The following is a 13830-nucleotide window of genomic DNA, read 5'->3' on the forward strand; positions in this document are numbered from 1 at the left end:
TATGAAACAAATTTTGAAACACTCATTTGAAGCGGTAAGTTTACTGACCACGAATAATGGTATGCTCGATGTGACTATCGTGCCAGCATCTAACCAACCTGATTGGATCATTCCGAGCAGTTTGATTTTGAGCGTCGAGGATTACCAAGAGCGTATATCCACGTATCTGTGGCAAGAGCAAAATCTTGCTGTCTTTCACTTGTTACTACAAGATAGAATACCAGAGAAAATCATCATACTAGAGGGCAATACCACTGAGCATCGATTTGCTTTGCAAACGGCAGGTGAGCTGCACCAATTACAAGCCCGTATTTCTGATGTCAAAGACACAGAGCTCCCTGAGCAGTTTGTGGGTACTGGTGTTGATGAAATAGAGGGACAGTCTGACGAAAACGTTGTGCTCTCTTATCTGTATCAGACTGTTATGATTGACGACAATATTTATTTGGTACCAGATTTAGACAAAATTGCGCATTATTTGGTTAATTTAGATAACTAGATTTTTGTCTAATTTTCAGTTATGCTTCACCTCATAGGTAGTACCCGAGCAATGCTGATTACTTTTTGTTATTGAATGAGTTTCTGTTCTATATATAATATCAATTATAAATAACGCTTAATAAGAACTATAGAGCCGCTCATGAATAATTCTAACGTATCAAAATGGTCGCTCAGCAGTCGTATCTTTCATTGGATCAGCGCAGTTTTATTGTTGATCACATGGGTGATGATACTGCTGCATGAAAATCTCGATAGCAATCTATATATCGGATTTCACAAAGCGTTTGGGGTAAGCTTGTTGTTTTGGATGATCGCGCGAGTTATCAATCGCATCTTTACCAAAGCACCACCGTCAATACCAATGCCAAAATGGCAATCGATGGTCTCTAAGTTATCGCATTTTGCTCTCTATGCCATTCTAATCGCCATGCCGCTTGCTGGTTTATTGATGACGGTATATGGTGGTCGTCCTGTCGATATCTTTGGTTTATTCCAAATACCCGTGTTTTTGACTCCTGATAGGAGTTTGGCACGCTTTTATAATGATTTGCATACCGATATTATTTGGCCGATGATTATCGGTTTTACAGCGCTCCATATTGGTGCTGCCTTGTATCATCAGTTTATCAAAAAAGACAATTTAATATCGCGTATGAAATGATCTGCCATTGATCAATGCTCATGCTATATACATACATCACGCCGTACCAATAAACTTAAAGATGCAAAAAAGCCCTAAGTACATTACTTAGGGCTTTTTAAGTGATAAATGACAGTGCTTTCTGTCTAAAGGTCTGATTATAAATTTACTTTTTGTGTTCAGGTAAATTGATGTTCATCTCTAACACATCTAAGCTATCTTCCGAGCGATGATTGATATTGACATCATCAATCTGCACGCCATTCACATATTTGTTGACCACTTCTAAGATTTCACGTTTCATCTTTTCGATACGATCAGTGGTTAAACGGTTGTTTAAACGATTTTCGCTAGCTACGATAACCTTGAGACGTTCGGTAGCTAGATTGGCACTGCCTGCGCTACTGCTATCGTCAGTACCAAATAGGCTACTCCAAAATCCTTTTTTCTTAGTCATCATTAACCCCCAAACCAGCGCTGTAGTAAACTCTTTTTCTTCACATCGATATGACGTAGTGGACGCTCTTCGCCTAAGAAACGGGCGACGATATCATCATAACATTGACCAGCAACAGAGTCGGTATAATGAATAACAGGCTCGCCGTGGTTCGATGCTTCGAGCACAGAATGGCTCTCAGGCACAACGCCGAGCAATGGTACTTTTAGAATATCATTAGAGATAGTATCGATATCCATCATCTCGTTCGCAGCAGCACGTTCCGCATTGTAACGAGTGATGACCAAGTGCTCACGTACAGAGCCTAGGTTTTCTTCGACTTTTTTCGTTTGGCTTTGCAAGATGCCAATGATGCGATCCGAGTCACGTACTGAAGAGATCTCAGGATTGGTAACAATGATGGCTTCGTCAGCGTGATACATGGCCAACTGTGCACCGCGCTCGATACCAGCAGGTGAGTCACAGATGATATAGTCGAACTGTTTAGACAGCTCAGTCATGACCTCTGCGACACCTTCGTCTGTCAGCGCGTCTTTATCACGCGTCTGACTAGCAGGAAGGATGTACAGGTTTTCAAGCTGTTTGTCTTTGACAAGTGCTTGCGACAAGCGTGCGCTACCAGTGATGACATCAACGAAATCATAAACAATTCGGTTTTCACAACCCATGATCAAGTCTAGATTACGTAGACCTACATCAAAATCAATTACAACCGTTTTATAGCCACGCAATGCTAAACCAGCGGCAAAAGAGGCACTTGTCGTGGTTTTGCCCACACCGCCTTTACCTGAAGTGATTACAACTATCTTCGCCACAATGGCACACTCCTATGAATCAATGGGATATCTTTTATATAAATAGCACAATTGCATGGTATTTATCTACTAACTATATATGTACTATCTGCGAAGCTAGCCTAGCATAAATATACAAGGATTTATAGCAAGTCTATATTAAAGCAAAAAACAACTGAGATATCAGCTATAAAGGGCTTTTGCTTATAAATTTCACAGTTAACAGCGATAATTTTTAGCCGTTTGTTAGCTATTTAAATATACGGCAAATAACGTTAGAACCAACACTTAATAATAGCTCAATTGTAACGATTAATTTGATATATCTTGTTTTATTTATCTGACACAGCAGCTTATATAATTAGGGCTTACCTTACCCAGTTTACTTTACTAGACAATCACCTAACCGTTTATTATTTTTAACCGAGTAATCGTTAAGCTTCATCCATCACGATAAATACTAGCCCTTCACCTTCCACAAATTTGACTTGCACCGGTTTGTCTATCACGTGATCTGGCAAGTTGTCTCGCAAACAGTAAGTTCCCGCAACGGAAACCAATGAAGGGTTGAAAACTTGGCAAAAAATGCGGGCATCTTTGTCGCCCGTTGCACCTGCAACCAAGCGACCTTGCGCACGCCCATAGACATGCAGGCTATTGTCGGTGATTGCCTCAGCACCATTGTTGACACTGTTGGTCAAAATCAAATCGCCGCCAACATGATTCAAGCTTTGTCCTGAGCGCAGCATTTGGTCATAGATTAGGCTGGTTATATGCTGAGCACTTAATAATGTTTCATCTGGAAGACTAGAGATGGTAGTTTCAGTGGCAGGTATATTTGCCGCACTCTCGGTGCTAGTAGCGTTGGCTGATTCTGCGCCATTATCTTCTTTGGGTTTATTGGACGGTGTAGGGGCTGTTTTGCTAGGTACGATACGTTCGATACGTTTACCATCTGCTGGAAATATGGCCAAACGTTGCTCGCGCGCTTGATCATCAAGTAGGCCTGTCACCACACCGATAGGTTGCAGCCCCCATGACCATAGTAACTCTACTAAGGCCGATAAATCTTGCTCGACCGCGCTATCGATCAAGATAGGAATGTTGCTTGATTTGTTGCTCAGTGTTTCAGCAAGCTGGGCTTCAATAGCGCCTAGATCACTGGTATTGAACTGTAAACGTGAAAAAGTCAGCATCTTGCCATATAGGGCTAAGGCTGGTGCTGCGCTTGCAGTCTGATTATTATTGTCTGAAACTGTCATATATAAACCCTTAAAATAATTCTATCACTGTATTCACGGTGTCATTTTTATTATCGTGTCATGTTAGTAAACATACTATAGATTTAGCATATCTTGGTGTTTCCATTGCTGTACTTTTACTTGCGCCTCAAATGCAGTCAGACTGTCATCAATGATACTCGAAATCAATGTATCAAGCGCAGTATTATCGGTATCTATTTGGGCGATACCACTGGCAATAGCGACCATCAATGAGTCGAGGCGCTCAGGGTCAAGCAGGCGCTTATTTAACGCATAAACAACATTTTCACCAATATTATGTCCGACATGCTGTAGCTGCGATTCAATCAAATGACCAGCGATGGGTATCATACGCAAATAGCGTCGTAGCTCAGGGGTATTGGCTAAGCCTTCTTCAATGGCGTTGCCCATGTCGCTAGCCAACATGCTACCGCCACCTGATGAGGCAGTTAGCTCCTGCAATTTTGGCGCAAGCTCGGAGCGAAGGATAGATAATACGGCCGCTTCAATCTCGGCACGGTTACGTGTGATGGCTGATTCAATGAATGATTTGTGCGTTTCAGGATTGGTCAATTCCTGTCTAAAGTTTTGGATGGTCGTTAAGATGACACGATCCGACAGCTCTTCTAGTAGTAGGTCAATATAGAACTTGATGCGGTTGATCCATAGCTGCGGTAGTACTTGATAGCCAAGCTGGTACAACCGACGCCCGATAACGACTGCCCTAAACAACCGTAACAAACGCAGTTGCGGAAAACAGCCCAAGACTTCATACCAATGGACAAAAGGGAAGAAAAACCAGCGATAGTAAACTTTTTCTTTGATTGCAATCGCCCAGCGTAACAGCAGCTCACCAACCAAAAATATAGTAAAAAACCCACCAGCGGTACGTAACGGCTCATGCAGGGTAGCCTGATACCAACTTAGCCCTTCGCTGACTGATAGCCATTGTGCAGCATTACGACTAAAATCGCTCATCAGTACCGCGTCAATACTGATCAGTAATAAATCAATACTGATGGCGATGATCATTACGATGTCGTAAGTGAGCTTTAAGCGACTTGGCTGCGGGCGATCCGGTCTTGGCGGCTCACTGGTTGCAAGATGAGGCGAAACCGGTGCGGTCGCAAGAGGCGGGCTAGGAGGAGGAGAGGCGGGCACGGTCATACCTTATTAAGTGATAAATGGTACAAAAAATGAGTAAATTTCTAATGAGTATTCAAAAATAACCATCGAAAATTTATGAGTTCATGATTAGTCACATTATCAATGAATAAGGTTAAAAAACAACCCATCTGCGATTAAAATTTACGCATAATAATTTATAACCTATAAAGCGAGCATCGCAAATAATATGCTCGCTTATTATTATCAGTATTTTTTTGGTCGATTACTCCATAACTTATTGCGAATACTACCTGCCTTCATAACGTATTTAATGCTTTATATTAAAGGGAGCGCTTTATCAAATGTCTTGAGCCTTAGCCTTAGCGCTGGTTTCAGGGCTTGTCTCAAAATCAGCCAGCATGTCGGTGATACGCTGATCTTTTTGACGCCAGATGTGTTCAACCCAATCAAACATTTGCGCTTTTATTTCTTCATCATTTTCATAGCCGCCTTGCTTAATTCCCTCAAACAACGCATCTGGTATATCGATATATCTTAGGTCCACACCCAGACGTTTGATATTGCCTTTCCACAGATCGCTATAGCTTGGTACGCCATCAGGATAGACGATGGTCACATCCAGTATGCCATCGATATCCTCGCCTAAGGCGTTAATCGCAAGGGATAAGCCGCCTGCTCGTGGTTTTAGCAAGTGCGTATAAGGAGACTGCTGTTTGGCATGTTTGGCCTTGGTAAAGCGGGTACCTTCTAGATAGTTTAGTAAAGTGAATGGCTTGTCTTTTAAAAGGGCACAGGCACGCTTGGCCTCTTCGATATCTTTGCCTTTGAGTGCAGGGTTTTTGGCGATGGCTTCTTTGGAATGCCTGCGCATCATGGGGAAGTCTAAAAAGTAAAAAGCTTGCCCAACGATAGGAATATAGATCAGCTCAAACTTAGTAAAGAAACGCGTTAGGGGCAGGCGCTTTTCGCCAATGTATTGCACGATGCTGGTATCGACCCAAGATTGATGGTTGCTGACCAGAAGGTATTTACCATCGATACGAATATCATCTGGTAAGCTGATACGCCAGTCTTTACGAGGCAGCATGTCATCGATTAGGGCGCTATTGCTGCTGATCCAATAAGTCGCAATTTTGATGACCGCTTTATCTGCGATAGGCGCACCCGTGATGACCTTGCCGACACCCATTAACCACAAAGGAATACTACCACCAAAGCTATTGGCTGCAATGACGCTTGTTGCTGTGGCCAAAGAAACAGCTTTGCCTAGTTTAGGCGTGCTTTTATGCAGGTTTCGAATGGTGGATGTCAGTCGCATGCTTGATCCTTTTGGTTCCGTTTAATTAATAAGTAAGCCATATATTTCACAAGTCGATGTGTTCAAATATTGCCAAAACTGCTCATATGATTGATGATCAATAATCTAGTGGACTAAGCGCTAATCATAGAAGCGTTGCTGGTTAATCCCTGATACAGCGGTCATTTGACGATGAGAAATTTGGCCACATAATTTTAGCAGAAACGTTTCGCAGTGTACGAGTGTAAACGTGACTAGTGATAACAAGGAACAGGTATTGAATAGTTTAAATGCTAAGAAATACCGTAAAGTTAATCTGCACTTCTCATACATAGGTGTGACAAAATATTACACAGAGTTAGATTGTAATTGCCATAATAATGACGAAAGTAAATAAGTATTTAATAAGATTAACGGACAATCTTGATAAAGCACGATTTATAATATTTTTAAACTTATAGAGGAAATATCATGCGTAATACATTATTAATTGCAGCAGTAGCATCAGGTCTAGCACTTAGCGGTTGTACGACTGATCCAAACACTGGACAGCAACGCTTGAACAAAGCGGCTCTAGGCGGTTTGGTTGGTGCAGCAGGTGGCGCAACTATCTCAAAAGCAACAGGCGGCGACAAAACTGGCCGTGATGCTGCTATTGGTGCTGCATTGGGTGCTGGCGTTGGTTACTACATGGAGCGTCAAGCTCGTCAGCTTGAGCAGCAAATGGCTGGTACAGGCGTGACTGTGAACCAAAACCCAACCACTGGTAACATTGATCTTGTTATGCCAGGTAGCATCACTTTCTCGTTTGATGATGCAACACTCAATTCATCATTCAAGCCAACGCTAGACAAGCTTGCTTCAACCATGAATCAGTATAACCAGAACACAATTACGATTGCTGGTCACACTGACAGCCAAGGTTCAGCCTCATATAACATGGGTCTGTCACGTGACCGTGCTTACTCAGTTGCTAACTACCTAACCGCTCGCGGTGTTGCTGCTAACCGCGTTAACGTAGTTGCTTATGGCGAGTCACGTCCAGTTGCTACTAATAATACTGAATCTGGTCGTCAGCAAAACCGCCGTGTTGAGTTAACGGTTAATGCACCACAAAGCGTAAACTAATTTACAGTTTTATATAGTTATCTGATAGGTGCGAATGATTTTTCAGTACTTATCTAGCAAAAAGAGTCAGCAATATGCTGGCTCTTTTTTTATGTGCTAAATTTTCATTCATCAAACTAGATAGTCAGGAGAGTGCGAGTATAATGTCTGCTATCTCAAACAGAATAGTGCTCGTTTAGCGCTTGAGAACATTTTATAAAATCATCATAAAGATTAATGATTATTAATATAAAATTAAGTATTGATAATGATTATCAATAACACTATAATTTGTTAGTGTTTTATTACTGAATAGTTACAAGCTTGATAATATGCGATAAGCATAGATATACGAGATCAAATCAGCTGATTAAGGCGTGATTTGATAATCGATATGATGGAAGCCATTTAACCAAAACGAATTTTGCTATCTCTTTGAGGATTTGTATGACGATTACCACAGAAACACGCCGTAAGATTTTACCAACTACTTTAGCTGTTGCACTTGCAGGATTGTTAATGGTATCGGGCTGTACCAAAAAAACCGAAGAAGACACTGCTGCTACTGAGACGCAGACAGAGGTTGTAAGCACAGAAATGGGCGATAACACAGAGATGTCAGCTGCCGAAAAAGCACATATCGACAGACTGGCTGTTAGCTATGCCAATATGGCTCACGCTGCTTACAAAGACTCGTTAGATACCGCCAAAGAATTACAGAAAGCGGTAGATACGTACGTTGCGACGCCAACACAAGCCAACCTTGATGCGGCAAAAGCTGCCTACAAAGCAGCGCGCCAGCCGTATTCGCAAACCGAGATTTTCCGTTTTGATGAAGGGTTCGTGACTGCAAATGATAAGCGCGCTATCAACAGCATCGATAGCTGGGAAGGTCAGATCAATGCTTGGCCATTAGATGAGGCGCTCATTGACTATGTTAGTGATGATTATGAAGGCGAATACAACAGTCAAGAAAATATCATCAACAGTGATAGCGTGACAGTCGGTAGTATCAATCAAGACACCAGTACGATTACATCTGAGCTGCTTGCAGAAATGAACGAGATCGGTGGTAGTGAAGCCAATGTCACGACTGGCTACCATGCGATTGAGTTTATGCTATGGGGTCAAGATACCAATGGCGTAAAAGAAGGCGCGGGTAATCGTCCAGTCACCGATTACGCTACTGACGCGGGACAATGTACCAGCGGGGATACGGTCAATGAAGATGCCAGTATTTGTGAGCGTCGTGGTGAGTTTCTAAAAGCCGCCACTCAATTATTAGTGGATGATTTGACGGCGATGGAGGCACAGTGGCAGCCTGATGCCGAAAACACCTTACGCAGTGATTTGCTAGCGCGTAAATATGACAATGGCTTGCGTCAGATTATGTACCAAATGGGCAGTTTAGCATTGGGCGAGTTGGCTTCTGAGCGTATGCAGGTCGCTTTTGTCACCGGGTCTACCGAAGATGAGCATGAATGCTTTAGTGACTTGACGCATCTGAGCTATGCCAATAATGCCCGCGGTATCCAAAATGTCTTTAATGGTAGCTACCAGACAGTTGCTGGTAAAGCAGTCGGTGGCTATGGCATTAAAGACTATCTCGTTGACAGCGGTCATGTAGAGGAAGCTGACAAATTGGCCGCTGACTTTAGCAAAGTCGAAGGTGCATTCAACGTCATGGTTGAAAAGGGCGAGAAAGAAGGGATTAAGATTGACCAAATGATCGCAACGGTTGGTCAAGCAAGTCAAGAAGGCGTTTCTGCTGAAGAACAAAATATCCGTCGCGGCTGGGTAGAAGCAGGTATTAATAGCTTGCAAGAACTGACCGCTGGTATCGAAAATGCCGCAAAAGCTGTTGGTATTGATAATCTTGATGCAGACGCAGGGTCACAGTTTTAAGGGTTGAATGTCATAGATACGTTGTGGATTATGATTGGCAACGTATTTTTAGAATCATCAAAAAAGGCCGATAGGTCCGAACCAAAAGGTCGATGACAGTCTATGATATGATTGTCATCGACTTTCATGGTTCTACTCTAAAACCAAGGCGCTCAATTACTATGAAAGCCATTTATACCAAATCCTCTGCATATCTTTTCTCTTCTAGCGCCATACAAAACCTGCCATCCAAACTTGCACTTATGATGATAGGTACGGTGGCACTAAGCGCATGCCAACCGGCTGATAGCGTGTCGAATGAGAACTCGGATAATGAGAGCACTATAAGCACCAGTGAAAAAAACCAACCGCTAACCTCTGAACGTGCCGAAAGTATCGAAGCACTGGCTGGCGTGCCGATGCAGCAACTGGTCAGCTTTGATCCTCAAGAGATCAAGCAGGGTGGCGATTCTGGTATTAGTATTACCAGTGCTGAAAGCTACTCTAAGCCTTCATCGAACCTGACAGCCTCGCGTAAGGGCTCGTTTTTTATTGGTAATGCATTCTTTAAGCAGCCTTGGGTGGTCGCTCCTGCCAGTACCGACAGTCGAGATGGACTTGGTGCGCTATTCAATGTGGCGGCTTGTCAGTCTTGCCATGTAAAAGATGGTCGTGGTCATGCCCCCATGACTGCCGATGATGACGCGGACAGTTTATTGCTTCGTCTATCGATGCCAGCAACGACGGATGAGCAGCGACAACAGCTACAGGACTCGCTGATTGAAAAGGTCGTCCACCCCATGTATGGCGGACAATTGCAAGACCGCGGTATTCAAGGTGTCCCTGCTGAAGCCAGAATTGTAGTGCAGTGGACAGATAAGCCAGTCACCTTTGCTGATGGGCATGTTGAGACGCTGCGTGCGCCAACCTTTAATCTGACCAACCCTGGTTATGGCGCTTTTGACGACGCGATGATGGTATCACCTCGCGTTGCACTGCCTATGATTGGGCTTGGGCTGCTAGAGCAAATACCTGATGATGATATTAAAAAACAAGCTAGCGATAGTAGTAATAGCGACATTAGTGGTAAGTTCAATTGGGTAATGGATCCACAGACTGGCAAACGTGCGCTTGGACGTTTTGGCTGGAAAGCCGGTCAAACCAAACTGATTACCCAAAATCAAAGTGCCTTTAACGAAGACATGGGTTTGACGTCAAACATTCGTCCTCATGAGTCCTGCATGCCGACTCAGACCGCATGCTTAAATGCGACAACAGGCGCTGATGAGCAAGGCAATGGCAAACCACCTGTGGAAGTGAATGATGATGTTGCCAAGTTTGTGGAGTTTTATACCCGTAACTTAGCAGTGCCGCACCGCCGCAATGCCGATGATAAGCTTGTGCTGGCGGGCAAAAAACGGTTTTATGACATGGGCTGTCAAAGCTGCCATACGCCAAGATATCAGTTGCCAAAAACTGACGATGATCATCTTGAGCAGCATGGACAAGTGATTTATCCTTATACCGATTTATTGCTGCACGACATGGGTGATGCTCTCGCTGATCGTACCATCGCGGGTAAGCTACCACCAAAAGACGCTCAAGTTGAGTTTTTAGCCAATTCTTATGAATGGCGCACGCCCGCACTTTGGGGCGTGGGACTTGCGCAAACGGTTGATCCACAAGCGACGTTTTTACATGATGGACGCGCTCGTACGCTGATGGAAGCGGTTCTTTGGCACGGCGGAGAAGCCGAAAAGCAACAGCAACAAGTATTGAAATTAGACAAGCAAGGTCGCGCCGAGCTAAATGCGTTTCTAAAGTCGCTATAATAAGGTCACTGTAATACAGTCACTATTAGAAGGTCAGCATAAAAACGCTATAAATTACTACTTATAACATTACCGAGAAATCTATGAAAATAAATCACGCTTTGGCGATGGCGCTATCTGCATTGAGTGCCGGGCTGCTGATCAGCTGTGTTAAACCTGCGGACGACAATAAATCTGCAGAAGTGGATAGTCAAGAAGTTGCACAGAATAACTCGACTACTGACAGCTCAGTAGAAAGCAGTAAGGAAAGCACTGCGCAGATCGTTGCGGTAGATATCAGCCCTGAAACCCAAAAAACGTATTTGACGCATGTGGCAGATGATATCGTGATTCCTGCGTATGCTGATGCAGCAAAGCAAAGTGATCTGTTAAATGAATTGGCGCAAAAACATTGTCAGCAAGCACCAGTCAGCGGCGCTGAGCTACAAGCATTACGTGCGCAGTGGCTAGTATTGGCACAAGCATGGTCGAGTGCTGAGATGATTAATTTTGGTCCTGCGACTGCCAGTATGAGCAATCTGTACATCAATTACTATCCTGATGAGCGCGGACTCGTACATAGCGGCGTGGCTGATTTGATTGCTGCCAATCCAAAGCTAACGCCAGAGCAGCTCGCGGGCGAGAGCGCTATCGTGCAAGGCGTACCAGGATTGGAAGAAGCCTTGTTTGCCAATGATAGTTTAGACGCTGGTCAGTGTGCTTATGTGATTAGTGCGAGTAGTGCCTTGAGCACACGCCTAAAAGACATCGAGAAAAACTGGCAGCAAAACGCGACTGATTTATTGGCGATAGATCAAACAGCAGAGAGCGATAGGGGCTTAAATCAGTGGATCAACTCTCTACTGTCATTGGTTGAGACCATGAAGTCTAACGCCATTGACCAGCCACTCGGTCTGACGGGTAAAGCAAAAGGTCATTTGCCAGCGGCTACTGCTGGTCAAAGCCGTGCTATTATCAATGCGAAACTAGACGCCATCAATAAAGCCATGACGGATCCTGTATTGACGGCGATACTTAATAGCAATGATGATAGCACAGTCGCTAATAATCTATCGACGGCACTGGCTGACACAACGACCCTCTTGGCACAAATGCCAGAAGATTTATCAGCCGCAAATAAAGACGATCAGCAGGCGCTATATGACCATCTCACTACCGTCACTCGCTTGATTAAACGCGAGCTAATTCCAGCACTCGGTATCCGTGTGGGCTTTAATAGCACCGATGGCGATTAAGTGATGTTTATTACTAAAGGCAATACGATGTCAGAAGATGAGCGTCATAATAGATCAGATGAGCCAAAAGCCAGTTCAGTAAGCCGTGAGTTCCTGACGACGTCCATGCTCACGGCAGTCGGCACAGCAGCGCTGGTCGGTATTCACCATCGTTATCGTAAGCAGCAGCATCCAGATGCCAGTCTGCAAGATTATGTGACGGGTATTCGCGCGCAGTTACAAGCATTGCAGCCGGCCACTGGGTCAACGCCAAATCTCAGACGTTTTCGCTATGCTTGTCAGCAAGCCGCTGTGACATGGCAGCAGGCTTATCATCATGTTATAGATGATAATAAGAGTGACGTGCTTGATCTTACTGCTATGCATACGACGACCATGCTCGCACGGCCTGTTCGCTGGGTCAGCGGCGTTGCCTCTATGCCAAAAAATAACGCGTCATTGAATCAAAATGAGCATGACTTTGGTGTGGTAGGCATTGATGCCGATAGACAGATCGTTTGGCAGACGACTATGCCAGAGCGTGTCCACGACATCGTTGTTCAGCCTGTGCCTGTTACTGTGCCGGATGCTCAAGCTCAGCATAGTGATGTCGAACAAAGGCGAGATGTCGTCGTAATGGGTCGCCGTCCGAGCGAAAAGTTCTGGGTGCTTAATACCTCAAATGGGCAAGTGCAATATGCGATCAAAGCGGATTTACATCGTCATTTCTACGGCCATGCTTGTTATAGCTTAGATGGAAATTTGCTCTACGTAACGGAAAATGACACAGTGAGTCTGGCAGGTAAAATCGGTGTTTATGACACACATAATGCTTATAAAAAAGTAGCAGAATTTGACTCCTATGGTATCGGGCCGCATGAACTGATTATGCATCCTGATGGCGAAACGCTAGTCATTGCAAATGGGGGCATCAAAACCGAGCAGGCCTCACGTGAAGAGTTAAATTTAGACACCATGCGACCATCGCTCGTGTATCTAAACCGTCATGATGGCACACTGCTTGAGCAAGTGACTCCCGAACATAATCAGATGAGTGTACGTCATTTAGCCATGCATGATGGCGGCACTGTCATGATCGGTATTCAATTCCAAGGCGAAAAGCACATCAATGTGCCATTGGTACTGACTCACCAGCGCGGTGATGTTAGCTTTACGCCACTGACTATGCCAAACAATCAATGGCAACGCTTTCATCAATATATCGCAAGCGTCGCCGTTGATAGCGAACGCAACTTACTCTGTGTGACGACACCGATTGGAGGCTGTGCAGCGATTTATGATTTGCACACTCGTGAATTGATTGACGATGTGAGTTTGCCAGATTGTGCAGGGGCATCCGTCTTATCCAGTGCCAGTAGATCAACGAACAAAGTTGACGAGCCTATCGAGTCATCAGGATTTGTTGTAAGTGATGGGCAAGGGCAACTAACCGCCTTAAAAGTGTGCGCTTCGCCAGTTTCAAAATTGAATGGTAAAGGTGATAAGCATATTATTACAGACAGTCAGTTGCATATGATGTCCTTTGATAACCATTTGCAAGCGTTATAGTACATAACAATCGGTATAGTTACTGTCATTGAGGAGATGAAGTATTAGCCTAAAGATCTGTTTAGACACTGTTAGAGAGCAGCTTGCACAGGCAAGCATCGAGCTGCATATCAGCAAAAAGCGTGTCAAAAATATCAATTTTCGT

General features: G+C 44.1%; 12 protein-coding genes. 7 read left to right on the forward strand and 5 right to left on the reverse strand.

The window, feature by feature from the left end; translation table 11 throughout:
- Position 1: 1 nt before the first annotated feature.
- A complete protein-coding gene (locus tag I3255_RS11115; RefSeq protein WP_238038870.1) occupies positions 2-499 on the forward strand; it encodes a hypothetical protein in 498 nt (165 codons plus the stop codon).
- Between the two features lie 141 nt (positions 500-640).
- A complete protein-coding gene (locus tag I3255_RS11120; protein WP_238038871.1) occupies positions 641-1162 on the forward strand; it encodes a cytochrome b in 522 nt (173 codons plus the stop codon).
- A 145-nt stretch (positions 1163-1307) separates the two neighbouring features.
- Here I3255_RS11120 and minE read toward each other — a convergent pair whose 3' ends face one another.
- The 5 genes from minE to I3255_RS11145 form a co-directional block, all read right to left on the reverse strand.
- On the reverse strand, positions 1308-1598 hold the full coding sequence (gene minE, locus I3255_RS11125; protein WP_238038872.1) for a cell division topological specificity factor MinE: 291 nt from the start codon (positions 1596-1598) through the stop codon (positions 1308-1310).
- 2 nt (positions 1599-1600) lie between these two features.
- A complete protein-coding gene (gene minD, locus I3255_RS11130) occupies positions 1601-2413 on the reverse strand; it encodes a septum site-determining protein MinD (RefSeq protein WP_058025481.1) in 813 nt (270 codons plus the stop codon).
- A 413-nt stretch (positions 2414-2826) separates the two neighbouring features.
- Positions 2827-3654 (reverse strand): septum site-determining protein MinC, encoded by an 828-nt coding sequence (gene minC / locus I3255_RS11135; RefSeq protein WP_238038873.1) that lies wholly within the window; start codon positions 3652-3654, stop codon positions 2827-2829.
- A 75-nt stretch (positions 3655-3729) separates the two neighbouring features.
- Complete coding sequence (locus I3255_RS11140; RefSeq protein ID WP_238038874.1) at positions 3730-4821, reverse strand: hypothetical protein; 1092 nt, start codon at positions 4819-4821, stop codon at positions 3730-3732.
- Positions 4822-5119: 298 nt separating this feature from the next.
- A complete protein-coding gene (locus tag I3255_RS11145) occupies positions 5120-6100 on the reverse strand; it encodes an acyltransferase (RefSeq protein WP_238038875.1) in 981 nt (326 codons plus the stop codon).
- A 450-nt stretch (positions 6101-6550) separates the two neighbouring features.
- Here I3255_RS11145 and I3255_RS11150 point away from each other — a divergent pair, with 450 nt between their 5' ends.
- The 5 genes from I3255_RS11150 to I3255_RS11170 all read left to right on the forward strand — a co-directional run bounded on the left by I3255_RS11150 (position 6551) and on the right by I3255_RS11170 (position 13685).
- A complete protein-coding gene (locus I3255_RS11150) occupies positions 6551-7207 on the forward strand; it encodes an OmpA family protein (RefSeq protein WP_238038876.1) in 657 nt (218 codons plus the stop codon).
- 426 nt (positions 7208-7633) lie between these two features.
- Positions 7634-9091, forward strand: coding sequence for an imelysin family protein (locus I3255_RS11155; RefSeq protein ID WP_238038877.1), 1458 nt, complete (start codon positions 7634-7636; stop codon positions 9089-9091).
- Between the two features lie 161 nt (positions 9092-9252).
- Positions 9253-10902 (forward strand): di-heme oxidoredictase family protein, encoded by a 1650-nt coding sequence (locus tag I3255_RS11160; RefSeq protein ID WP_238038878.1) that lies wholly within the window; start codon positions 9253-9255, stop codon positions 10900-10902.
- Between the two features lie 83 nt (positions 10903-10985).
- Positions 10986-12137, forward strand: coding sequence for an imelysin family protein (locus I3255_RS11165; RefSeq protein WP_238038879.1), 1152 nt, complete (start codon positions 10986-10988; stop codon positions 12135-12137).
- 3 nt (positions 12138-12140) lie between these two features.
- Positions 12141-13685: a DUF1513 domain-containing protein gene (locus I3255_RS11170; RefSeq protein ID WP_238038880.1), complete on the forward strand. Its 1545-nt coding sequence runs from the start codon at positions 12141-12143 to the stop codon at positions 13683-13685.
- Positions 13686-13830 lie beyond the last annotated feature (145 nt).

The organism is Psychrobacter sp. Ps6 (genome assembly GCF_022129235.1).
Lineage (GTDB): Bacteria > Pseudomonadota > Gammaproteobacteria > Pseudomonadales > Moraxellaceae > Psychrobacter.